17 protein-coding genes are annotated in these 19,786 nt (G+C 71.9%); 6 read left to right on the top strand and 11 right to left on the bottom strand.

All coding sequences use genetic code 11. The annotated features are described in order from the left end of the window. Nucleotides 1-8 precede the first annotated feature (8 nt). Nucleotides 9-1,397 carry a cystathionine beta-synthase gene (locus OF819_RS21085; RefSeq protein ID WP_267245166.1) on the top strand — a complete coding sequence of 463 codons (1,389 nt, stop codon included), beginning with the start codon at nucleotides 9-11 and terminating at the stop codon, nucleotides 1,395-1,397. Between the two features lie 357 nt (nucleotides 1,398-1,754). On the opposite strand, the gene OF819_RS21090 is transcribed toward OF819_RS21085, so the two are convergent. From OF819_RS21090 to OF819_RS21105, 4 genes are read right to left on the bottom strand one after another with little or no spacing between them, the layout of a single operon-like run. Further along, nucleotides 1,755-2,210: a hypothetical protein gene (locus OF819_RS21090; RefSeq protein ID WP_267245167.1), complete on the bottom strand. Its 456-nt coding sequence runs from the start codon at nucleotides 2,208-2,210 to the stop codon at nucleotides 1,755-1,757. Nucleotides 2,211-2,250: 40 nt separating this feature from the next. Beyond that, nucleotides 2,251-3,423 (bottom strand): hypothetical protein, encoded by a 1,173-nt coding sequence (locus OF819_RS21095; RefSeq protein WP_267245168.1) that lies wholly within the window; start codon nucleotides 3,421-3,423, stop codon nucleotides 2,251-2,253. A gap of 5 nt (nucleotides 3,424-3,428) precedes the next feature. Next, complete coding sequence (locus OF819_RS21100; RefSeq protein ID WP_267245169.1) at nucleotides 3,429-5,195, bottom strand: amidohydrolase; 1,767 nt, start codon at nucleotides 5,193-5,195, stop codon at nucleotides 3,429-3,431. Next, on the bottom strand, nucleotides 5,196-6,311 hold the full coding sequence (locus OF819_RS21105) for a hypothetical protein (protein ID WP_267245170.1): 1,116 nt from the start codon (nucleotides 6,309-6,311) through the stop codon (nucleotides 5,196-5,198). It abuts the gene before it with no gap. Between the two features lie 232 nt (nucleotides 6,312-6,543). Here OF819_RS21105 and OF819_RS21110 point away from each other — a divergent pair, with 232 nt between their 5' ends. From OF819_RS21110 to OF819_RS21125, 4 genes are all read left to right on the top strand, one after another. Then, nucleotides 6,544-7,863, top strand: coding sequence for a hypothetical protein (locus OF819_RS21110; protein ID WP_267245171.1), 1,320 nt, complete (start codon nucleotides 6,544-6,546; stop codon nucleotides 7,861-7,863). Beyond that, nucleotides 7,860-8,804 (top strand): hypothetical protein, encoded by a 945-nt coding sequence (locus tag OF819_RS21115; RefSeq protein WP_267245172.1) that lies wholly within the window; start codon nucleotides 7,860-7,862, stop codon nucleotides 8,802-8,804. The genes OF819_RS21110 and OF819_RS21115 overlap by 4 nt, the downstream gene beginning before the upstream one ends. A gap of 32 nt (nucleotides 8,805-8,836) precedes the next feature. Further along, complete coding sequence (locus tag OF819_RS21120; protein ID WP_267245173.1) at nucleotides 8,837-10,648, top strand: amidohydrolase; 1,812 nt, start codon at nucleotides 8,837-8,839, stop codon at nucleotides 10,646-10,648. A gap of 101 nt (nucleotides 10,649-10,749) precedes the next feature. After that, entirely contained in the window at nucleotides 10,750-11,595 is an 846-nt protein-coding gene (locus OF819_RS21125; RefSeq protein WP_267245174.1) for a MurR/RpiR family transcriptional regulator, read from the top strand. Between the two features lie 128 nt (nucleotides 11,596-11,723). Here OF819_RS21125 and OF819_RS21130 read toward each other — a convergent pair whose 3' ends face one another. The 7 genes from OF819_RS21130 to OF819_RS21160 form a co-directional block, all read right to left on the bottom strand. Continuing rightward, the gene (locus OF819_RS21130; RefSeq protein ID WP_267245175.1) at nucleotides 11,724-12,095 is read right to left on the bottom strand and encodes a hypothetical protein; all 372 of its coding nucleotides are present in this window, start codon (nucleotides 12,093-12,095) and stop codon (nucleotides 11,724-11,726) included. Nucleotides 12,096-12,205: 110 nt separating this feature from the next. Next, nucleotides 12,206-12,706, bottom strand: coding sequence for a roadblock/LC7 domain-containing protein (locus OF819_RS21135; RefSeq protein ID WP_267245176.1), 501 nt, complete (start codon nucleotides 12,704-12,706; stop codon nucleotides 12,206-12,208). A gap of 136 nt (nucleotides 12,707-12,842) precedes the next feature. After that, nucleotides 12,843-13,613, bottom strand: coding sequence for a transcriptional regulator (locus OF819_RS21140; RefSeq protein WP_267245177.1), 771 nt, complete (start codon nucleotides 13,611-13,613; stop codon nucleotides 12,843-12,845). Beyond that, nucleotides 13,613-14,062: a hypothetical protein gene (locus tag OF819_RS21145; RefSeq protein WP_267245178.1), complete on the bottom strand. Its 450-nt coding sequence runs from the start codon at nucleotides 14,060-14,062 to the stop codon at nucleotides 13,613-13,615. The genes OF819_RS21140 and OF819_RS21145 overlap by 1 nt, the downstream gene beginning before the upstream one ends. A gap of 178 nt (nucleotides 14,063-14,240) precedes the next feature. Then, nucleotides 14,241-15,629 carry an APC family permease gene (locus OF819_RS21150; RefSeq protein WP_267245179.1) on the bottom strand — a complete coding sequence of 463 codons (1,389 nt, stop codon included), beginning with the start codon at nucleotides 15,627-15,629 and terminating at the stop codon, nucleotides 14,241-14,243. Between the two features lie 519 nt (nucleotides 15,630-16,148). Beyond that, a complete protein-coding gene (locus OF819_RS21155) occupies nucleotides 16,149-16,631 on the bottom strand; it encodes an SRPBCC family protein (RefSeq protein WP_267245180.1) in 483 nt (160 codons plus the stop codon). Nucleotides 16,632-16,635: 4 nt separating this feature from the next. Beyond that, on the bottom strand, nucleotides 16,636-18,000 hold the full coding sequence (locus tag OF819_RS21160; RefSeq protein ID WP_267245181.1) for a diaminopimelate decarboxylase: 1,365 nt from the start codon (nucleotides 17,998-18,000) through the stop codon (nucleotides 16,636-16,638). Nucleotides 18,001-18,106: 106 nt separating this feature from the next. On the opposite strand from OF819_RS21160, the gene hutU reads away from it, so the two are divergent. After that, entirely contained in the window at nucleotides 18,107-19,765 is a 1,659-nt protein-coding gene (hutU, locus tag OF819_RS21165; RefSeq protein ID WP_267245182.1) for a urocanate hydratase, read from the top strand. Nucleotides 19,766-19,786: the final 21 nt, after the last annotated feature.

Raw genomic sequence — 19,786 nt, forward strand, 5'->3', positions numbered from 1 at the left:
AGAACACTGTGCGCATCCACAACTCGATGATCAGTCTTGTCGGCGACACCCCGCTGGTGAAACTGAACAGCGTCACCCAAGGCATTCAGGCGACGGTCCTGGCCAAGGTCGAGTACTTCAACCCCGGCGGCTCGGTCAAGGACCGGATCGCCCTGCGCATGATCGAGGCTGCCGAGGAGTCCGGAGAGCTCCGGCCCGGCGGCACGATCGTGGAGCCGACCAGCGGGAACACCGGCGTCGGGCTTGCCATCGTGGCCCAGCAGAAGGGCTACAAGTGCATCTTCGTCTGCCCGGACAAGGTGTCCATGGACAAGATCAATGTGCTGCGCGCATACGGCGCCGAGGTCGTCGTCTGCCCGACGGCCGTCGATCCCGAGCACCCGGACTCGTACTACAACGTCTCCGACCGGCTGGTGCGCGAGACGCCGAACGCCTGGAAGCCGGACCAGTACTCCAACCCCAACAATCCGCGCTCGCATTACGAGACCACCGGTCCCGAGCTGTGGGAGCAGACCGAGGGGAAGATCACCCATTTCGTCGCGGGCATCGGCACCGGCGGCACGATCTCGGGCACCGGCCGCTATCTCAAGGAGATCAGCGACGGCAAGGTGAGGGTCGTGGGCGCGGACCCGGAGGGCTCCGTGTACTCCGGCGGCTCCGGCCGGCCGTATCTGGTCGAGGGCGTCGGCGAGGACTTCTGGCCGTCCGCGTACGACCGTGAGGTCACCGACGAGATCGTCGCCGTGTCCGACAAGGACTCCTTCCAGATGACCCGGCGGCTGGCCAAGGAGGAGGGGCTGCTCGTCGGCGGCTCGTGCGGCATGGCCGTGGTGGCGGCGCTGAAGGTCGCCGAGGGGCTCGGCCCGGACGATGTGGTCGTGGTGCTGCTGCCGGACAGCGGCCGCGGCTATCTGAGCAAGATCTTCAACGATGAGTGGATGGCCGACTACGGCTTCCTGGAGGGCGAGGGGCTGGCCGCCTCCGTGGGCGACGTGCTCCGGCACAAGGAGGGCGGCGGCATCCCCAGCCTGGTGCATATGCACCCGGAGGAGACCGTCGGCGAGGCGATCGAGGTGCTGCGCGAGTACGGGGTCTCGCAGATGCCGATCGTCAAGCCCGGCGCGGGGCACCCCGATGTGATGGCCGCGGAGGTCATCGGCTCGGTCGTGGAACGGGAGCTGCTGGACGCGCTGTTCACCCAGGCGGCTTCGCTGGGCGACCCGCTGGAGAAGCACATGTCTTCGCCGCTGCCGCAGGTCGGCTCGGGCGAGCCGGTCGCCGACCTGATGAAGGTCCTGGAGGCGGCGGACGCGGCGATCGTCCTGGTCGAGGGCAAGCCGACGGGCGTGGTCAGCCGCCAGGACCTGCTGGCGTACCTGGCGGCGGGCGGCAAGTAGGCCACAGGCGTGGGGGCGAAGCCCCCACGCCCCCGTCCTCATGGGCCCGCGGGTCGCCGACAGGGCGTCAGCACTCCTGACGGCGAGCCTTGAAAAGGCTACGAACGCGTCACGTCCACGCAGCAATCGCTTAACACGCGTCCGGCACAGTTACTGATGTCGGCAGGGAGCCTGGCAGGGAGCCCGGTCGGCGTAACGAGCGGCGTCTTAGGACCTCCGGAGCGGCTCCCGGACCTCCCAGACGCCCAGGACGCGGAGACCGGCCCTGACCCGGACCGTGTCCCACGCGGGGGCCGCCGTCGTCCCGCCCCCCGGTTCGCCGGGGGTGCGGCGGCCCCCGCGTCACTCACTCCTCGCTCACTCCTCCCAGTCGGAGCCCCGGCTCCCGTCCCCGGCCCGGTCCTGCCGCGCCCGCCGCCGCCACGGCCAACCGCGCGCCGCGTGCACCGCGTTGACGGCGACGATGCCGAGCCAGGAGACCACCAGCCCCTTGAAGCCCTCATTCACCACGCCGATGGCGGTCAGCGGCACCGCGAGGATCAGCGAGACGACCGTGAAGCCGAAGCGCTCGCCGAATCCGGAGTCGGAGCCGGAGTCCTGGGACGGCGGCCGGGGCCGGGCGCCCCGGGCGACGCTCATCTGCTGTTCGGCGAGCTGCCGGCGGACCCGCCGGTCGAGCGTGCTGTCGAGGCGCTGGTCGACTTTTTCCAGGAAGGACTCGACGAGCGCCGAGTCATACTCTTCGCCCAGCTCACGGCGGGCGTGCAGGGTGGCGTTGAGCTCCTTCTCGAGCTCCGGGTCGCGGGCCGTCATGGGGTCACGGTACGGACGCGCCCGGCGCGGGTCATTGGGGCTAGCCCCCGTCTTGTGCGGGGCGGTGCCCGGATTGTCCGATGCGGTGCGCGGAGGCCTCCCGGCGGGTGTGGTGCAGGAAGTGGACGAAGTCGGTGCCCCCGGTCCCGTACGCGACCTCCTCCGTCCCGCTCTGCTGTGACAGATAGCGGACGGTGATCTCCATATGGCGTCGCCGGAAGGTGTCCAGCAGATCCACGGCGTCGTTGTAGCGGCCGCGCAGCTTCGCCCCGTCGTCCCGGTCCGCCAGACGCACGATGTGGTCGCGCACCGAGGGTCCGGCTTCCAGGTCGGCGAGGAAGCGCCGGTGCCCGGGCGGCATATAGGTCCGCATGCGGCGCAGGAACGCGCCCGTGTCGTCCCCGTGGCGCACGCCCAGCGCCGCGTCCAGCGCCTGCAGCAGCGCGCTCTGGGCGCCGCTGGCGGCGTCCCAGCTCTCGGGCGCTGCGCCGACGCCCTCGTAGACGACGCCCGGCTCACCCCAGGCGGCCATGGGCGGGCGGACCCGGTGGAAGTAGATATACGGGTCGCACCGCTCGGGGATGCGGCGCAGGGTCGCGATCATGGCCTGGCAGGTGTCGGCGATCCGGGTGAGGGCGTCGGCGATCCGCTCGGGCCGGCCGTCGGCGATCCCCGCGCCCAGGTCCGCGATCGCGGCCAGGGAGGGCCCGCCCGCCGCCTCGATCGCCGCCATGGACAGAAAGAACCACTGCTCGTCCATGCCTCCGGAGAACGGGCATAGCGGGACGAGGTTGTCCAGGTCCAGCGGGCCCGAGCGGTCCACGCGCGCCCAGTTGTGCAGCACCAGCGTGGCGTAGGTGGGGATGGGGGGCATGTCGAGCGCGGCGGCCGTCTCGCACAGGGGCAGCGCCACGGCCCTCGGCAGGGTGCGGGCCCGCTTCTCGCCGTCCATCACATACGCGTTGGCGAGCAGCGACAGCAGCATGTACGCACGCCACAGCTCCCGGCGGTCATGCGGCGGGGCCGCCGTGACGGGCTCCAGGCGTCCCACGACATCACGGGCCCGGCCGGCCGCCATCAGCGCCGGGAGCCGGGCGCAGACGTCCTCCCAGGGCCGGAAGGCGGCGGGCAGGCGCTCCAGGGGGTCCCGCGCGGGCAGGAACCCCCGTACGGGGTCGATCTCGTAGCCGCGGAGGTCCGTGGTCAGCGGCATGGTGTTCATCCCCTTCCGGGGGCCGGGGCGCCGTAGTCGTTGCAGTCGCCGCAGTCGTAGTCGCCGTAGTCCGCCGCCCGGTGGACGACCCGGCCGCCGACCATGGTCAGCAGGGCGCGGACGGCCGGGATGCGGTCGCCGGGCACGGTGAGCGGGTCGGCGGACAGGACGGCCAGATCGGCCAGTTTGCCCGGTTCGATCGACCCCTTCACATCCTCCTCGAACGTCACATAGGCGTTGTCGATGGTGAGCATGCGCAGCGCCTCCTCGCGGGAGAGCGCCTCGCCGGGGTTGACCGGTCCCCACCGCAGCGTCTGCCGGGTGTGCAGATAGCTCAGCCCCGCGAAGTAGTTCAGAGGGATCTTGGAGATGTCGCTGCCGAGCCCCACATGGACGCCCGCGGCGCGCAGTGAGCGGAAAGGGTCCATGGTCTGGGCGAACGCCGTGCCGTGGTAGTGCGCGAGCGCCGGATAGTAGTAGAAGTGGTGCCACATGGGGGTCAGCACCAGTCCGAGGTCGCGCATCCGCGGATGGTGTTCGGGGCGCGGATAGACTGCCTGGGACAGCACCCACCGCCGCTCACTGAGCCCGGCGGCCGCGTCGGCCCGCTCCAGCACGCCGAGGACCGCGCCGATCGCCCGGTCGCCGCCCGCCAGGATGCCGCCGCTGAAGCCACGTTCGGCCATGCCGGTCACAATCTGCTCGATCTTGTCGAGCGGGCAGCAGCGGTCCCGGAAGTAGCGGTGGACCCGGTCGGCCGGGACGCGCTGGCCCCGGATGGGCGGGGTCACGTCCATCCGGTGGTAGTCGTCGTCGGCGAACAGATAGGCGACGCGGTCGACTCGGAGGCGGTGGTCGCCGAACGGGTTGACCCGGTCGAAGCGCTCCAGGGAGGCGAGGACCTCGTCCACCGGCGGGGCGGTGCTCATGGCCAGCTGTACGGAGACCCGCAGGGGCAGCTCGTCGTTCTCGGCGAGCTTCTGGTAGTGCGCCAGATCCCCTGGGTCGAGGCCGCCTTCGCGGACGCTGGTGACCCCGGCCGTGGCGCACTCGCCGAGCGCCCACACCAGGGCCTCCTGCTTGAGCTCAGGCGAGAGATCGGTGCGCGCGCAGCGTGTCAGCAGCGCCGCATCGCCCATCAGGACCCCGGTCGGCTCGCCCTCGTCCCACGCGCTGTGGGACGGGACTCCGCGGGCGTCGGCCTTCTCGATCCAGCCGTACTCCGGCTGCCGGGTGGTGCGGCTGATGCCGAACCGCCGCAGCGCCAGGGAGTTGAGGTGGGTGAACTCCCCGGATAGCACCACCGGATGGTCGGGCGCGGCCCGGTCGAGTTCCTCCCGGCTGGGCGCGCGGCCCTCCTTCAGCATCTGCGGATACCAGCCGGCGTTGCTGGTGATGACGGCCCCGGCGGGCAGCCGCCGCGCTCGTTCCCGTACGGCGTCGAGGATGTCGGCGACGCTTTCGGCCAGGGAGACGTCCGCGCCGTGGAGCTGGGCGGTCGCCCGGTCCAGCAGCCGGAAGTGGGCGTCGATGATGCCCGGCATCACGGCCCTGCCGGCCAGGTCGACGCAGCGGGTGCCCGGTCCGGCACGGGCGAGCACCTCGCGGTCGCGTCCGACGGCGCTGAACCGGTCGCCGGTGACGGCGACCGCCTCGGCGACGGTGAACCGCGGATCAACCGTGATCACCTTTCCTCCGTACAGGATCAGGTCGGGGCGGCCGCTCCCCGGCCCGGCCGGCCGCTGCGCGGTGGAGACGACGGACTGCGGCATTCAGGACACCTCCGTGAGCCGTTCTCTGAGCCGGACGAACTCCGCGCAGACCGCCTCCAGATCGGCGATGTGGAAGCCGGCGGCGAGATCGGCGGCATGGGCGGCGGTCAGGGCCTGCCGCGCGGTGGGGCTGAAGGCGGTCCAGCCGCGGTCGTCGATGATCGCCGCTCCCATGTCGAGCGCGCCCTGGCGGTTGAGGGCGAGGGCCTCCTCGTGGCTGATCCCCGCAGGCAGATCCAGCTCCACCCGGCCGTCGCCCACCTGTACGGGGTAGCCGCCGGGCAGCCCGTTCGGGCCCGGCACATGGGTGCGGGCGGGCTGCGGGGCGAGCAGCGCGAGCAGGGTCTCCGCGCTGGCGGCGCCGACCAGTTCATTGATGAGCTTCCCGCGGGAGTTGACGGACCGCAGCCCGGTGAAACAGGGCGCGAGCGCGGTCTCGACGTCGTCGACCTCCTGTCCGTCGACCCACACCCGCGGTCCGTCGAGCAGGCCGTGCGGCCGGCCCATGATCTTGAAGTAGTGGTAGAGATGGCCGACGACCTGGACGGTGTGCTCCGGCTCCGGATAGCGCGCCTTGAGGAATCCGGTGAACATCGCGACATTGCCGGTGCCGCAGGCGACCGGCAGCCGCAGATGGCGCAGGATCGGGTTCACCCAGTCCGGGAAGCAGACATTGACCAGCAGCGGCGCGGGGCGCATGTCCCGTACGGCCAGTGCGACCCGCTTCGCGAGCAGCGCCTGCATCGGCAGGGTGATGGCGTTTCCCGCGGCCCACACCAGACGCTTCCACCCGGTCTCCCGGACCCTGCCGAGCAGCTCCCAGGGGGACTGCAGCGACGCGGTGTGGAAGACCAGGCGCGGCCGGTGCCGGTCCAGCTTGGCGGGCAGATCGTCCGGCTCATCCCAGTCGACGGTGTCGGCGGTGAAGGTGACCCGCCGTCCGAGCTGTGCGGCCATCGCGCCGGACAGGGCGGCGAGATCCCCGGTCCACGGCGCGGAGCGGCCCAGGACGGTGACGCGGAGCGGCTCCGGCGACATCAGCGCGAGGGAGCGGCAGGTGGTCTCCGTGACGGAGCCCGACCCGGTGATCAGCACATCGCAGACCATATGCACCACGCCTTCCTCTTCCGCTTTTCGCGTGCGTTCGGCGTACGCACGGCCAGCGTAGGCAGCGGCACATGCCGCGGCGAATTGCGGGCGATGAGCGGACCCCCTTTCTGGGCCGCTTGGGTGAACGCCGAAGGGACGCATATGCCAAGCGCTGCTAGCGTGGCGGACTGTGCGGTTTTTCGCCGGATTCCGGAATGGAAGCCCTCGGGGCGCTTCCGCTGGAAGGATGGGTGAACCGATGTCCGCTGATTCGAGTGTTTCGGAACTCCTGCACGGGCTGGCCTCGTTCGATCTCACGGCGTACAGCGAGAGGACACATCGGCTGGGCCGGCGTCAGCTCGCCCGGGACGACGCGCTGCGCGCGGAGATCGGCGCACTGGCCGCCGCCGCCGGAGCGGTCTCCCGGGACGGCGCGGTCGAGCTGGATCTGCCCGCGCGTGACCTGGTGGAGGTCGCCCGGCTGTTTTTGGAGGCGCAGGACCTCATCATGGTCAGCGACACCCCGCGCTATGAGCCCTATACGACCGCGCTGTTGCTGCGATATGTGCTGGGCGTGGACGGTCCCGAGCCGCTGACCGCCACTCGGGACAGAATCTGGTCGGCATTCCGGCATATCCTCGCCGAGCAGATAGCCTTTGACATGGCGGCGCTCGCCGGAACGCAGGAGCCGCCGAAGAAGGATTTCTCGCCCGGGGTGGCCGTCGCCCGGTGCGAAATACTGGACGAGACCTATGGTCTGATACCCGGGGATGTCGGGGGCATGGCGCGGACGCCGTACAGCCCCGGCACGGCGGCCCGGTATCTGCTGGATGTCGCCAAGGACCCACCGGGGCCGAGTGCCGTTTCCCGGCTGCTGGTATTCCCGCAGACCGACTGCCATGACGAGGTGGCCTTTCTGCGCGTCATCCACATGTGCGAGTGTCTGTTCTGGGGCGCGTTTCTCTGCGTCCGGCGGGCATTGGCCGCCTTCCGGCCCGGACTGCTCCCCACCGCGCTCCAATTCATCGCGCTGGCCGATGAGTTCGCGGCACCCCTGATCAAGCTGTTCCAGAGCGTGCGGGAGATGCCGCCCGAGCACTTCCGGGGCTTCCGCGACGCCACCGGCGACGCGAGCGCGATCCAGAGCCAGAGCTGGCAGCTGCTGGACGCCCATGTGTACGGCGTGCTGCCGGAGAAGGTCCCGGCGCTCACCGCCACCCCCGAGGTGCGCCATGTGCTGCGGCTCGCCGATCCGCGGTTTGTGCCGCTGGTGGACCGTGTGCGCAGGCTCGGCGCGTCCGGCGTCCATGCCTCGCTGCGTGAGCGGATCGTCGAACTCGACCGGCATCTGCGGGCCTGGCGGAAGTTCCATGAACGGCAGCTCGCGGGACGGCGGGACCCGGCCTATCTCCCGGACGGCGCCCTGGGCACCGGCGGCACCTCGGGGTACGGCTATCTGGCCGCGCACAATCCGCCGCGCGCCTCGCGCGTTCCCGGTGCCGGTGCCGGTGCCGGGGCCGATGTCGAGACCGGGGCCGGGGCAGGTGCTGATCCCGAGGCCGGTGAGGTGGTCGTATGACGGTCCCGTCGGCTGTCTCACACAGCCCCGACGCCGAACCCGGCCCGCACGGGCCGGTCTTCCCCGAGCGCGTCCTCGCGGCGGTCCGGCCCGACCGCCCGCTGCAGCTCGCCGATGCCGTCGGCGCCGTCGACGCCTGTCGTGAACTGCAGTACCTCAGCCCGGGGGAGTGCTTCCTCCTCCTCGCCGATCTGCGGCCGCTGGCGGGGCGGTCCGGGCGGATACCGCACCGGACGCTCGTCGAGGACGCCGTCCGCGCGGTCCTCGCCCTGGGAGTGGACCCGGAAAGGTGCCTGGTCTACCGGCAGTCCGACGTCCCGCATGTCTTCGAGCTGATGTGGATGCTCTGCGGCCGCCTCGGCGGCGCGGAGCTGGACCAGCCGCGGCCGCTGCTGCGGGCGGCGGACATCCTCGGCGTACGGGCCACCCGGTTCATCGCCGGAGGCGACCCCAGCGAAGGGCCCGACCTCGCCCGGAGCATCGCACGGCGGATGAACGAGCAGTACGGCCTGCCCCTGCTGGCCGAACCCGTGTGCGAACCGCGCGCCGTGCCGGACCAGCCCGGCGGAGCCGTCGGCCTGTCGGTCTTCGCGGACGAACAGACGCTGTCGGCCCAGCTGGACGCCCTGGTGCACAGCGCCCTCGCGCCGTCCGCCGGGACGGCGGGGCTGACGCTGCTGGAGACGCTGGCCCCGGCCGCCGCTGCCGCCTGCGCCCCGGCCGGCCGCGGGGGCGGGCAGTCGGCGGCCGCCGAGCTGAAACGGCTGGCGATGGACGGCTTTGCGCGGCGGTTCGCCGAGGCGCGTGAACGCTATGCGAAGTACGCGACGGAGCCCACGCTGCCCTGTGAAGTCCTGGGGGACGGCGCGAGCCGGGCCCGCCGGGAGGCCGCCGAGGTCGTGGCGGTCGTCAAGGAGGCCCTGCGTGAACGCGCCGTCTGACCGTGCTTCTGACCGTACTGAGGAGGAGACGGATGGCGGACTGGAAACCGGCGCGGCGGCCCCCGGAGCGACCGGCCCGGCCGGCCGCGGAGCGATCGGCCCGGCAGTCGGCACGGCGGCCGTACCCGGATCTCATCCTGCACGGCGGGAAGATCCTCACCTCGGGTCCGTGGGGTACGCCGGGCCCGTCAGGTCCGTCAGGTCCGTCAGGCCCGTCAGGCCCGTGCGCCGAGGCGCTGGCCGTGCACGGCGACCGGATCGCGGCCGTCGGCCGCGACGACGACATCCTCGGCCTCGCCGGGCCCGGAACGGCCGTGGTGCCCCTCGACGGCCGCACGGTCGTGCCCGGCCTCAACGACTCCCACCACCATCTGCTGAACCGGTCGGCCCGCGCCTTCCACGGCATCCGCCTCGACCAGCTCACCTCCGTGCCCCTGATCCTCACCGCCCTGCGGGAGAAGGCCCGGCGGCTCGGCCCCGGGCGGGTGATCTTCAGCAATGCGGGCAACGCCGCGGAACTGCTCGACGAGGGGCGCACGCCCACCCTCGCCGAACTGGACGACGCGGCGCCGGACAACCCCGTGGTCCTCACCTTCGAGGACGGACTGCACGTCAACACCGCCATGATGAGGCTGTCCGGCGTGGACGCCCGTACCCCCGCACCCCCGCAGGGCGCCATCGGACGCTCCGGGGGAACGCTGACCGGGGTCTTCTCCGGCACCGCGCGCCGCCTCATCCACGGCGGCGGAAGCTCGGCGGTCGGCGACAACGGCATCTTCACCGCGGAGGAGTCATGTTCGGCCCTGCTGTGGGCGCAGCGCGAGCTGAACGCCGTCGGCATCACCAGCGTGCGCAACCCGGCCCTCAGCCCGCTGGACGTCGCCGTCTACCAGGCCATGGGCGAGCGCGGCGAGCTGACCGTGCGGGTCGCCATGGATCTCGACGTGGACCATGTCAACGAGAGCGTGGACGCCATCATCGGACAGCTCGCCGCCCTGCGGAACGGCCCGCTGCGCGAGGACGCCTGGCTGCGCCTCAACGGCGTCGGCGAGCTGTGGATCGACCGGTCCACCGACGGGATGCTGCTGAGCCGCCCGTACCGCAGCCTCCCGCTCGTCGCGGACGGCAGGCACGGCTACCAGGGCATCCAGTGCGTCTCCGCGGGCCGGTTCACCGAACTGATGGTGGCGCTCAACCGGGCCGGCTGGCGGCCCCTGGTGCACGCGGGCGGCGATCTGGCGATCGATCTGCTGCTGGACGCCTTCGAGAAGGCGCACGGCGACATCCCCATCGACGGCCGCCGCTGGGTTCTCGACCACGCCCACTACGGACGGCCGCACCATATCGAGCGGGTGCGGGCGCTGGGGCTGGTGGTGGCCATGCAGTACCACCCGTACCTCTACTACCCGCTCTTCGCCCAGCTCCATGGCGCGGACCGGGCGGCCGAGATCTTCCCCGCCGCGAGCTGGCTGGACGCGGGCATCGTCGTCGCCGGCGGAAGCGACTACTCCAAGGTGCCCGCCAACCTCTTCGAAGGCGTGGCCTTCTGGACCACGCGGGCCACGATGAAATGGGGGACCACCGCCCTGCACCACAGGGTCACCCGGGAGCAGGCGCTGCGCATGCTCACCCGGAACGCCGCCTATCTCACCTTCGAGGAGCATCTCAAGGGCGCCCTGGAGCCCGGGAAGCTCGCCGATCTGGCTGTGCTCTCCGGCGACTATCTCCGTGTGCCCGACGACGAGCTGGCCTCGCTCACCTCGCTGCTGACGGTCGCGGGAGGGCACGTCGTGCACCAGGACCCGGGGTTCGACGCCCTGGTGCCCGAGCGGCTGCGCCGCTGAGCGGGCGGCTTCCCGGCGCTGCTGCATATGCTTATGCAGTGATCCGGTGACTGAATTCCGGTATCTGAATTCCGGTGTCTGAATCGACGAGGGGGAACGGCTTGCGGGACAGCCCGGCCGCACGGCTTCAGGAACTCTTCGAGGGCCGTCGGCTCACCCCCACGCAGCGGCGGATCGCGCACAGCATGGTGCGGCGGGCCGCCGATGTGCCGTTTCTGTCCAGTGTGGAGCTGGCGGAGCTGGCCGGGGTCAGCCAGCCGTCCGTCACCCGCTTCGCCGTCGCCCTCGGCTTCGACGGCTATCCGGCGCTCCGCCGCCATCTGCGGGAGATCGTGCCCGCGGAGGCCGGCGTCGCGGGCGAGTCGGAGACGTACAACGAGTACCAGCAGGCGGTGCACGGCGAGATCGAGAATCTGCGGCAGCTCGCGGAACTGCTCGCCGACCCCGTCCCAGTGGAGCGCGCGGGCCGGCTGCTGGCGGCCTCCCGGCCGCTGCCGGTGCTGGGGCTGCGCGCCGCGTCCTCGCAGGCGAAGGGTTTCGCCTACTTCGCCGCCAAGGTCCACCCGGATGTACGGACGCTGGACGAGGGCGGCACGATGCTCGCCGACCGCATCGACGCGGCCCGGCGGGCGGGCGCGAGCGCGCTGCTCTGCTTCGCCCTGCCCCGGCATCCGAAGGAGGTCGTCGAGGCCCTGGAGTATGCGCGCGGCCGGGCGGGTCTGACGGTGGTGACCGTCGCGGACTCCGCCTTCGCCCCGGTGGCCGCCCACAGCGATCTGCTGATCCCGGCCGCCGTGGGGACGGGCCTCGCCTTTGACACGGCATGCGCCCCGATGCTGCTGGGGCGGGTGCTGCTGGAGGCGATGTGCGACGCGCTGCCGGATGCTCAGGCGCGGCTGGAGGCGTTCGACGCATCGGCCGTCGCGCGAGGGCTGTTCCTGGACTGAGCGCCTGGTCCTGCGCGCCGCCGCGGCCGCCGCGCCGGTGCGGCGCGGGCCGGGGACGCCGCGCCGGGTGGGGCGCGCCGGGTGGGGGGCGCCGGGTGGGGGGGGGCGCGGCGGCGCTGAGCCGGGGCTCACACCTCCAGGTCCGCCTCGATCTTCTTGAGCTGGTGCCGGGCCATGGCCAGGTTGGCGCGCTGCTTGTCCAGCGCCAGATAGAGGAAGAGTCCGGTGTGGTTGCGGCCCTTGAGCAGCCGGATCAGGTGGTACTGGGTGCCGAGCGTGATCAGCATGTCCTCGATCTCGTCCTGCATGCCGAGGAGTTCCATGGTGCGTGCCTTGGCCCGGACGACGTCGGTGTTCCCGGCGGCGGCCACGTTCAGATCCAGCTCGGCGCCGCCGCCGACCGTGCCCAGCGCCATGCCGCTGGTGTAGTCGACGAGGGCGGCCCCGATGGCGCCCTCGATGGCAGTGGCTTCCTTCAGGGCGGTCTCGGTGTTGACCATGAGCGCACTTCCTTCGTGATCGGTTCTTCTGGTTCGCATCGTGGCTGCGTGGCTGCGCGGCGGCCGGCCGGTCGGTCGGGCCTGCCGGGTAGGCCGGTCGGGCTTGCCGGTCAGTCGGGTTCGCCTGCCGCCGGGTCGGCCGGCCCGCCGGTCGCGGGGCCGGCGAGGCTCGGGGGCCGATCCGGCTTGCGCGGCACCGGCGCGGGCGCGGTCATCGGCGCGGGCGCGGGCCGTTCGAGCGCGCCCTTGATCAGCTCTCCGATGCGGGCGCCGGAGCGGCGGGCCTCCAGATGCAGCCGGCCGACATTGGTGCGGGGACCGGCCAGCAGCGTGAGGACGGCGGCCGGGCCCGCCGCGTAGGTGGCGACATAGCCGCTGTCGCCCCGGATCAGCAGCTCCCGGAAACTGCCCTGTTCGGTCGCCTCGGTCAGCCGCAGTGCGACGCCGAGCGCCGCCGCGGTGAGCGCGGCGACATGCTCCGCCTCCCCCGCCGCTTCCGTTTCGGAGGCGAGGACGAGGCCGTCGGCGCTGGCCGCGAGCGCACCGGTCACCTGAGGCAGCCGGGCCCGCAGCCGCCTCAGCTCCCCGCGCACCTCGGCTTCGGCCGTCATCAGCTGTCTCCTCTCGGCGTCGGTCGCCTGTCTCGTCCGGGGCTGGCTCCGCTCAAGGCCCCTGGGCCGCAGCCGCAGTGCCCGCTTCATGACGTGCCGCGCCGGGCCCGAAGGGCTGAGCGGGTGTCACGGTGCCTCACAGGGTTGCCTCCAGAGCGTCGCGGAGCCGGCGTAACAGGGCGATGTCCGGATTACCGGAGACCTCCGGGATCCAGGCGGGGAGTGCGGGCCGGCCCGGCGGGAGAGCCGCTGCCCCGGCGGAGGCCTCGACGAGCCCCGCCGCGGCCAGCCGCCGCACCTCGACCAGCGTGTTGAAGGCCGGACGGCCAAGCGCCCGCGCGATGTCGGCCGGGGTGCGCACCCCGTCGGCGAGCGCCAGCAGGGCCGCCTGTCTGCGCGTCGGCCCACGGCCCGGGCCCGCGTCCCTGGGGATCACCGGGGCGGCGTCAAGGCCGGGGTGGGGCCAGATGGCGTCCAGGAGCGCCCGGCGGCGCATCGCCTCGCGTTCGACGACAGGGGTGGGCACCGGACACACCCGGCCGATCCAGTGCCCCACCCCGTAGCGGAAGCGGGTCGGCCCGCTGCACGGGGTCAGCGCGAAGTACGCGGCGTCGAACAGCGCGCCCAGATGGCAGATCTCCAGCTCGCCGCAGCCCAGCCGTCCGCTGGCGACGAGATGGCGGCCGACCTCACGCCGTACGCCCGCCTCGGCGACGGCCTCTTCCCAGCCCTCGCGCGGCAGCCGGCCGCTCGCGGTCAGCAGGACGTCCAGACCGGGTGCCGCGGGGCTCTCCGCGTGCACGACCTCGCCGTCGACCAGATAGAGCGCGCCATGGTCGCGGAGGAGCACGCCCGTCGCCTTCTCCTCGGCCAGCCGCACCAGCATGGGAGAGACGGCCGAGGCCATCACAGCACCAGCCGTTCGGCGAGGTCCGCGAGGCGGAGCCGCGCGAGGGCGAGATTGCCCGTTTCACGGTCCAGCCACAGATGCAGGAACACGCTGCTGTCGAAGTCCGTCTGGATGAATCTGACGAGGTGATAGCCGTTGTGCGCGGTGACGATGAGATCCTCGACGGGCAGCGCCTTGCCGCTCTCGCTGTCGGCGGCGCCCCCGCCGTCCACCGCGCGGTCCACAGTGAATTCCGCGGTGCGGTCCACGGCGCGGGCGGTGAAGGATGTGTACTCGGCGGCCATACGGGCGAGTTCGGCGGTCTCCGCGGCATTCGCCTCATGGTCGCCGCCGGGCGATTCGCCGACCGTGCCAAGCGCCAGCCCGCTGGTCCAGTCGACGAGGGACGCGCCGCGCGCGCCCGGCACCACCATGGCCTGCAACAGGCACTCGTCGATTCCGGGCACGCCGACACTCCTCCCCACCCCCGGGCCATGCCGCGCACGAATGTGCGGCAGTGACCGGCACATTACGCAAGGTGGCGAGTGCTCGCGCCTCTTCCGGCAATTTCCAGCGGAACATGCCCGAGACCGATAGGCTCCGCCCCTTCACAGAGGGGCGGTTTCCGGCCGCGACCTGCGCTTCTCAGCCGTGGCTCCGGTCCTGGCTCCGGTCCTGGCTCCGGTCTTCGCCGCGGATCTGCAGCACCGCCCTGTTCACGATCCACAGCCCGACCCCGACCGCGATCAGCGCGCCTGCCGTCAGATACACCTTCATCTCCCGGTCGGCCAGCGGGCTCGCCAGCACCAGCGCCGTCACCGCCCCGAGGACCGGCAGGGCCGTCGGCGTGCGGAAGTGCTCATGCGCCACCGGGTCCCTGCGCAGCACCAGCACCGCGACATTGACGACCGCGAAGACACACAGCAGCAGGAGCGCGGTGGTGTCGCTGAGAGTCTTGATCTCGCCGGTGGAAACCAGCACGATCGCGATCAGCGAGACAAAGACGATCCCGGTGACCGGGGTGCGGCGCTTGGCCAGAACGCGCCCCATCGCCCGCGGCAGAATGCGTTCGTTGGCCATGCCGTAGCAGAGCCGCGAGGCCATCATGATGTTGATCAGCGCGGAGTTGCTGACGGCGAACAGCGTGATCAGCGCGAAGAGCTTCGGCGGGAACTCCAGCCCGCCCACCTTGACCACCTCAAGCAAGGGGGTGTCGGACCGGGCCAAGGCGCCGTGTTCGACCAGCAGCGAGGAGACCAGCGCCACCAGGACGTAGATGGTGCCGGTGACGGCCACCCCGATGAAGATCGCACGGGGGAAGGTGCGCACCGGGTCCTTGGTCTCCTCGGCCATGTTGACCGAGTCCTCGAAGCCGACGAACGCGAAGAAGCCCAGCGCCGTGGCCCCCAGCACACTGGTGATCAGGGCATAGCCGGTCCCCGACGCCTCGAACTCGCCCAGCCGGGACGGCTCTCCGCCGCCGGTGAGCACCGCGTACGCCCCGATGGTCAGAATGACGGCCAGCCCGGACAGCTCGACGAGGGTCAGCACGACGTTCGTCTTCACCGACTCCGACACACCGCGCAGATTGAGCGCGGCGAGCGCCAGGATGAACAGGATCGCGATCAGCGCGGCCGGCACGGCCTCGGTGAACTCGCCCATGTTGCCGCTGAAGGCGCGGGCCGCGGCGCTGGCGGAGGACAGCCCGGACGCCATCACCATGAACGCCACGATGAAGGTCAGGAAGGGGACGCGGAACGCCTTCTGGGTGTACAGCGCGGCGCCGGCGGCCTTCGGGTACTTGCCGACCAGCTCGACATAGGAGGCGGCGGTCAGCAGCGCGACGACGAAGCCGATGACGAACGGCAGCCAGAGCGCCCCGCCGACCTTGCCCGCGACCTTGCCGGTCGTGGCGTAGATGCCGGTCCCGAGGATGTCGCCGATGATGAAGAGGACCAGCAGCTTCGGGCCGATCGCCCGCTTCAGCGGGGTGTCGCCGGCCGTCCTCTCAGGCTCTTCGGATGTCGTGGTCATTCGGCCTCCGCCGGTGCCGGTGCTCGATGTGGCGAGGTTCTGCCCGGCGGACGGCGGGTGAAGCGACCGCTTCGGGTGACACGGGGGCGCGCGGCCCCCGCGCTGCCTGCGGATGCCCCTGTGCGCCATTGCGCCACCGGGTCCTCCTCCTCGCCCAGGGGCGGGCCGCCCCCTGGGCAGCCTCCCCCGGCAGCGGGTCGTGCGTTCCCCGGCCCCGTGGCGGGTGCGGGGTGCGGTCGCATCGGCCCCGCGCACGCCTTCCTTGTGTCGCATGGGGTTGTCGGGCGACCTGCCGCGCCCAGTCGGGCGGAGTACCCCACTTCCCGCAACTGGGGGCTTAAGCCCCCAAACCCCCTGTACGGCCTTCGGTCGTGCTCTCAATCTCCCCCAGCGGTAGCTGGGGGAGGAGTCTGGGGGAGGTAGCCGGGGGAGATTGAGGCGCGGGGGTTCGGGGGCGGAGTCCCCGCAAACGGGGTCGGCGCGGGAGCCGGGCCTGTACGGCGACCCGAGGCGCACGCGTCAGGCAGCCGGCTTGGGTTCCACCGAACGGGCGATGTCCTCCAGGTCCTTGGCGATCGCCTTGCCCACCGCCCGGCGGCCCAGGCCGCCCAGCAGCTTGGCGACCACGCCGCCGATCCCGCTCGGCGGCGTGGCCGAGAAGGTCATCCGGACGGTTGTCGCCTCCGGCCCGTCCGCGCGGAGTGCGAACTCGGAGACATAGTGCGCGCCACGGGAGTCGGCCTCCACCACATACCGGCTCTCGGGCTCCACTGCCGTCACATACATCTCTTCCGTCGCCAGTTTGCCCATCATCCGGCGGGTTTCGCGCCAGCGGGTGCCGATGTCGAACGGCCCCTGCTGTCCCTCGGAGAGGATCTCCACCTGCTCCACGCCGCTCAGCACCTGCGGCATGTTCTCCAGATCGGTCAGCGCCTGCCACACCCGGCCCGCGGGGGCGGCGATCCGGCGTTCGACGTGCACCGTGGTGTCTGCTGCTGCCATGCCTTCATCGAAGCAGCGCTCCGGCGTATGCGCCGCCCGACTCGGCGACGATCTCGTCGGGCCGCTGGGCCCGTCGTACGGTCGTGAACCGCACCGGCCCGTCGCCGTCGCCGTCAGCGGCGGAGGCGGCGGAGGCGGAGGCCGTGGTGAAGCCGTGCACGGCGGGGCGGGGCAGGCTGTTGTAGCCGTAGGGACTGGAGAAGTAGTACGCCCCGGTGTCCAGGGCCGCGATCACATCGCCCGGCTCCAGCAGCGGCAGCGGCCTGGCCTCGGCCAGCAGGTCGCCCGCGAAGCAGGCGGGCCCCGCGATGTCCTGCTCGACCGCGGGTCCGGGCTTGGGCCGCCCTTCGGCGTCGTACGCGCGGATCCGCAGCGGCCAGGACTCCGGGTCGTACACCGTGCGGGTCGCCACCTGCACGCCCGCATGAGTGACGGCGATGGGGCGGCCGCCGGTGGTCTTGGCGTACTCGACCCGGCTCAGGATCGTGCCGTGCTTGGCCAGCAGCGCCCGGCCGAACTCGGTGACCAGGCCATAGCCGCCGTCGAACAGCCCGGGTGCCTCCTCCTTCAGCAGCCGGGCGTACGCGGCGAAGGACGGGGTGTGCTCGTCGGAGGCGAAGTTGACCGGCAGCCCGCCGCCGATGTCGAGCGTGTCGATCCGGCGGCGGCCGGCTGCCGCGTTGATCTCTTCGGCGAGTTCCCAGACGGCGCGCACGCCTTGCGCCATCAGGGGCAGCGGGATGCCCTGAGAGCCGGTGTGGGTGTGCAGCCGGGTCAGCCAGGGGCGGTCGAGGACCGCCTCTGCGATCCGGTCGCGTGCTCCCTCGTCGCGCAGACCGACCCCGAACTTGGAGGTGGCGGTGGCCGTGGACAGCGCGCCGATCGAGCCCGCGCCGAGCTGTGGATTGATGCGCAGCCCGATCGGCGGGACGGGGCTCCCGGGGTCGTTGGCCTGCCTGGGCACGAGCGTGTCGAGGCGGGCCAGCTCCTGGAGATTGTCGGCGTTGAGCGCGACCCCGAGGGCGAGGGCCTCGCGCAGTTCGCCGAGGGTCTTGGCGGGGGAGTCGAGGACCGTGTGCGCGGCGGGCACGCCGGCCGCCCTGGCCAGGGCCAGCTCTCCGGGGCTCGCCGCCTCCGCGCCGAGGCCCTCGGCGCGCAGCAGCGCCAGCACGGGGACGAGCGGTGCGGCCTTGACCGCGAAGGCGTGCAGCACCGGGGCGTCGGTCACCGCGGCGAACGCCTCCCTCAGGGCGGTCGCGGACGCCCGGATGCCGCCCGCGTCCAGCAGGGCGACGACCGGCTGCTCCTCGGAGAGGAGGCCCTGTGCCACGGCCGCGTGCACGGCCTGATCCCGGCGGTCTGAAGCCATGGGCGCCAGCCAATCACCGGGCGGCGCGCGATGCAGCTGTTGACTAAGGATATTCATCCATTCAGGATGTGAATAGAAGTCTCAACATTCGCGAGGAGGCAGTGCCATGTCAGGACCCCGCCCCGTACGGGCGCCGCGCGGTACGGAACTGAGCGCCCTGGGATGGCAGCAGGAGGCCGCCCTCCGCATGCTCCAGAACAATCTGGACCCGGAGGTCGCCGAGCACCCCGACAAGCTCGTCGTCTACGGCGGCACGGGCAAGGCCGCCCGCGACTGGCGCTCCTTCGACGCCATGACCCGCACTCTGCGCACGCTCAAGCGGGACGAGACGATGCTCGTCCAGTCCGGACGGCCGGTCGGCGTGATGCAGACTCACGAGTGGGCCCCGCGCGTGCTGATCGCCAACTCCAATCTGGTCGGCGACTGGGCGAACTGGGAGGAGTTCCGCCGTCTTGAGGCGCTCGGCCTGACCATGTACGGGCAGATGACCGCCGGCTCCTGGATCTACATCGGCACCCAGGGCATCCTGCAGGGCACCTATGAGACGTTCGCGGCGGTCGCGGCGAAGAAGTTCGGCGGAAGCCTGGCGGGCACGATCACGCTGACGGCGGGGCTCGGCGGGATGGGCGGCGCGCAGCCGCTCGCCGTGACCATGAACGACGGGGTCGCGATCTGCGTCGACTGCGACCCGCGCGCCATCGAGCGCCGTATCGAGCACCGCTATCTCGACGTCCGCGCCGACTCGCTCGACGAGGCGCTGCGGCTGGCCGTCGAGGCGCGCGACGCCCGCCGTCCGCTGTCGATCGGCCTGCTGGGCAACGCGGCGGAGCTGCTGCCGCGCATGCTGGAGACCGGCGCGCCCGTCGACATCGTCACCGACCAGACCTCCGCCCATGACCCGCTGTCGTATCTGCCGCTGGGCGTCGCCTTCGAGGACATGGCCTCGTACGCGGCCGAGAAGCCCGCCGACTTCACCCGGCGGGCGCGCGAGTCCATGGCGCGGCATGTCGAGGCCATGGTCGGCTTCATGGACGCGGGCGCCGAGGTCTTCGACTACGGCAACTCCATCCGCGGCGAGGCGCAGCTGGCCGGATACGACCGGGCGTTCGCCTTCCCCGGCTTCGTCCCCGCGTATATCCGGCCGCTGTTCTGCGAGGGCAAGGGCCCCTTCCGCTGGGCGGCCCTCTCCGGAGACCCCAAGGACATCGCCGCGACGGACCGCGCCATCCTGGACCTCTTCCCGGAGAACGAGTCCCTCGCCCGCTGGATCAGGATGGCCGGGGAGCGCGTCCACTTCCAGGGCCTGCCCGCCCGCATCTGCTGGCTCGGCTACGGGGAACGCGACCGCGCGGGCGAGCGCTTCAACGACATGGTCGCGAGCGGCGAGCTGTCCGCGCCGGTCGTCATCGGCCGCGACCACCTCGACTGCGGCTCGGTCGCCTCCCCGTACCGCGAGACCGAGGCGATGCTCGACGGCTCCGACGCGATCGCCGACTGGCCGCTGCTCAACGCCATGGTCAACGTCGCCTCCGGAGCGTCCTGGGTCTCCATCCACCACGGCGGCGGCGTCGGCATGGGCCGCTCCCTCCACGCGGGCCAGGTCACGGTCGCCGACGGCACCCCGCTGGCCGGCGAGAAGATCCGCCGCGTGCTGACCAACGACCCCGGGATGGGCGTCATCCGCCATGTCGACGCGGGCTACGACCTCGCGGACTCCGTCGCCACGGCGAAGGGCGTCCGCGTCCCGATGCGGGAGGACGCATGACCCCCACGCCACCCTCTGCCC

Source organism: Streptomyces sp. PR69, assembly GCF_026420845.1.
In the GTDB taxonomy this organism is placed as follows: Bacteria; Actinomycetota; Actinomycetes; order Streptomycetales; family Streptomycetaceae; genus Streptomyces.

Excerpts from the sequence above, each read along its gene's own strand:
- OF819_RS21135 (WP_267245176.1), bottom strand. The coding sequence starts at position 12,706 with ATGACGGCCGAAGCCGAGGTGCGCGGGGAGCTGAGGCGGCTGCGGGCC.
- OF819_RS21160 (WP_267245181.1), bottom strand. The coding sequence starts at position 18,000 with ATGGCTTCAGACCGCCGGGATCAGGCCGTGCACGCGGCCGTGGCACAG.
- OF819_RS21115 (WP_267245172.1), top strand. The coding sequence starts at position 7,860 with ATGACGGTCCCGTCGGCTGTCTCACACAGCCCCGACGCCGAACCCGGC.
- hutU (WP_267245182.1), top strand. The coding sequence starts at position 18,107 with ATGTCAGGACCCCGCCCCGTACGGGCGCCGCGCGGTACGGAACTGAGC.
- OF819_RS21155 (WP_267245180.1), bottom strand. The coding sequence starts at position 16,631 with ATGGCAGCAGCAGACACCACGGTGCACGTCGAACGCCGGATCGCCGCC.
- OF819_RS21095 (WP_267245168.1), bottom strand. The coding sequence starts at position 3,423 with ATGCCGCTGACCACGGACCTCCGCGGCTACGAGATCGACCCCGTACGG.
- OF819_RS21120 (WP_267245173.1), top strand. The coding sequence starts at position 8,837 with ATGGCGGACTGGAAACCGGCGCGGCGGCCCCCGGAGCGACCGGCCCGG.
- OF819_RS21090 (WP_267245167.1), bottom strand. The coding sequence starts at position 2,210 with ATGACGGCCCGCGACCCGGAGCTCGAGAAGGAGCTCAACGCCACCCTG.
- OF819_RS21140 (WP_267245177.1), bottom strand. The coding sequence starts at position 13,613 with ATGGCCTCGGCCGTCTCTCCCATGCTGGTGCGGCTGGCCGAGGAGAAG.
- OF819_RS21130 (WP_267245175.1), bottom strand. The coding sequence starts at position 12,095 with ATGGTCAACACCGAGACCGCCCTGAAGGAAGCCACTGCCATCGAGGGC.
- OF819_RS21100 (WP_267245169.1), bottom strand. The coding sequence starts at position 5,195 with ATGCCGCAGTCCGTCGTCTCCACCGCGCAGCGGCCGGCCGGGCCGGGG.
- OF819_RS21110 (WP_267245171.1), top strand. The coding sequence starts at position 6,544 with ATGTCCGCTGATTCGAGTGTTTCGGAACTCCTGCACGGGCTGGCCTCG.
- OF819_RS21150 (WP_267245179.1), bottom strand. The coding sequence starts at position 15,629 with ATGACCACGACATCCGAAGAGCCTGAGAGGACGGCCGGCGACACCCCG.